Source organism: Candidatus Neomarinimicrobiota bacterium, assembly GCA_034716895.1.
Lineage (GTDB): Bacteria > Fidelibacterota > UBA8477 > UBA8477 > JABMPR01 > JABMPR01.
This window is the reverse complement of record JAYEKW010000138.1, coordinates 1-2733: the sequence shown is the minus strand read 5'-3', so window position 1 is coordinate 2733 and position 2733 is coordinate 1. Positions and strand designations below refer to the sequence as shown.

Here is a 2733-nt window from a genome sequence, read left to right as displayed (position 1 = left end):
ATCATGATAGAAAATGGAAACACCTCGGGCCGTAAAGACAAGGCATTCCTCGTCTCTACCCAGACCAAAATTCTCAATATTGTCCAGGATCTGATCCGGTTTCAATCCACTGCAGATCGCCCTGATCAACTCGAGGCTGTTGTCGATTATGTAGCGGATCTATTTTCCGGATCTGATTATTTTGTAAAGGTACTCACCTTCAATGGTGTACCATCCATTCTGGTAACGACTGAGGCCACCAAACGACCTGATATCCTATTTAATGGTCATCTGGATGTAGTGGCAGGTTATGCGAGTCAGTTTATTCCAGAAATTAAGGACGGATATCTCTACGGACGTGGTTCAGTTGACATGAAACTTTTCGATGCAGTGGCTATCCAGGCCATGCTTGATCTTCATGCTGAGCATCCTGACTTGAGCATTGGCTGCTACTTTAGTTGTGACGAAGAAGTAGGCGGTGTTAACGGTGCGAAAGAATTCGTTCAGGCAGGCTACTCGAGTCGACTGTTGATCAATGGGGATGCAGGCGTGGACTATGCCCTGGTAACTGGCTCCAAGGGGATTCTCAGATTTACCATGACTGCTGAGACTCAACCAGGTCGACCTGCCTATCCCTGGGAAGGAACCAATGCCGCTCAAGTGCTGCTGGATGGATTCAACCGGATCCAGGCCCGCTTTAAAGATCATCGCGTAGCAAATGATATGGATAACTGGCATACCACTTTCAGCATCAGTAAGATCGAAACCCAACAGCATCCTTCCGGGTTGCCCTATCAAGCTCAGATGACATTGGGGATCAATTTTATCGACGATCTGTCCTATACTGAGCTATTTCACGAGTTGGAAGCACTGGTCCCTGAATTGTCCCTGGAAATGATCAATGTTGCTGAGCGGCTTGAGGTAGATGACCAACATGAGATTTATCAACAATTTATTACTGTTGCAGAACGCAATTTTGGACGGTCTTTCCAGATCAAAAAAGATAATGGCAGCTCAGATGCCAAGTTTTTCAAAGATGCCATGGATGAGATCATCATCGTAAAAATGCCAGGAACAGGCGCTCATGAACCGAATGAGTGTGCCCGTATCGATGGCATTATTCCAATGTATAATACCTTACTGGATTTTTGTGAGGATGAATTATTTAAAAGAAAAACCAATAGACATACAGCAGGGGAGTTGGTGTAATGAGCGTAATTAGAAAATCAATCGTTTTAGCAGGAATAGTATTTCTTCTCATCGTTGCCTGTCAGGATCAACCAGTTCAGACTTATTCAACAGTGAAATATCAACCCGCTGGAGCGTTGCAATTGGATCCAGGTGTGTTCTTGAATGTTGATAGCATGGCCGTGTTAGGACTTGATCTGGGTGATGTTGTGGATGTTATCATCGATGATCTTGCCATCCAGGCGAATGTGTATCCATATAGTTATGATTCCACTGTCATCGGGATGAACCGCTTTATGCTGGCTAAACATAATCTGAGATCCGGGGCGCATAAAGTCCTGGTGGCCAAGGCCTCAGAGCCAACTATTCCGGTGCAGAGATTGAACATGCATGGTGAATCATACCCAGGTGATGTTGAGCAATGGGGACATTTTGTGATCTCAGCTCCCCACGGAGACTGTGACCTTTTTACCGGGGAAATCGTTCAGGCGCTTACCAAAGATTATGGTATGCCAACTTCAGCTTTCTACTATCCACGGTTCACCTTTTTGGGCCACTGGTTTGATGCCAATCGTCCTCTGGGTAAGGCACCTCGGGCAGATGGACAGTGGACCATTCGGGAGCGGATTTGGAGTCATGAGATTGACAGTGTTTACCATTCCTATGAAGATATTATTCGGAAAACTGCAGAAGTAGAACCAGGGCAGCCCCTGGATTTTCTGTGCAGTTTCCATGGTCATGACCTGAAAATGAAAGATACCGAGGGCAAGCGTATTAATCGGGAAGTGATTGAGGCTTATGGCTCCGGTTTTACACAGAATGAGTATCGAACCATGATTAGCTGGTTCAATGAGATAAGTAAGAAATACTTTGACACAACGCCCCTTTTAGTTTTTGGAAATCTACCTGAACACCAGGAGTACGTCATAAATGGTCAGACCTTTGGTTTCTGGTATACCGGATTGGGAACCCGAATGTATGGGACTTTGCAGAGAAACAATACCATTCGCGGTCTGCACATGGAAACCCCTAATTCAATGCGGTTCGACCCGGTCGATCGTGCCAATACAGCAAAGCTATTTGGTGAATTCTTTACCCGCATTCATACTGAATTACTATACCCCCTTAAAGCTAACCTTGTTGATAGTGAGGATCACCGACCAGACCCGGCAGTGATAGAGCTTCCTGCTGCCAATTTCGTGTATCGGGGCAGGACTGTGGCGATTAAAGCACTAAAAATGGCTGCAACAGAGGTCACTATTGCAGAATTTACCTCCTTTATCAACGACAAATTGGGCAGGGGTGACTATCAGGTTGAAAAGGAATTGCGACAAGTTGTGGATACTGCGGGAAACCTGGTCTGTCATTTTGATGCCCATCATCCAGGTGATATGCTCAACGATGAGAAGGGTATCTTCACAGCAGTTCCCAATCGTCAGAATTATCCCATGACCCATGTAAGTTGGCATGCCGCAGTGTCCTATGCTGATTATGTTGGTGGCAGATTACCTACAGAAACAGAGTGGGTGCGCGCCGCCGGTTTCTGGGATGATTCTCTGCACATTT

At 45.8% G+C, this 2733-nt stretch carries 2 protein-coding genes; both read left to right on the top strand.

Annotated features, from left to right (window positions below; translation table 11 throughout):
• A partial coding sequence (locus U9Q77_08870) for a M20/M25/M40 family metallo-hydrolase (protein MEA3287469.1) occupies positions 1 to 1188 on the top strand: 1188 nt, incomplete at its 5' end.
• Positions 1188 to 2733 (top strand): SUMF1/EgtB/PvdO family nonheme iron enzyme (locus U9Q77_08865; GenBank protein MEA3287468.1); only part of this gene is annotated, 1546 nt, incomplete at its 3' end. The genes U9Q77_08870 and U9Q77_08865, both read left to right, overlap by 1 nt.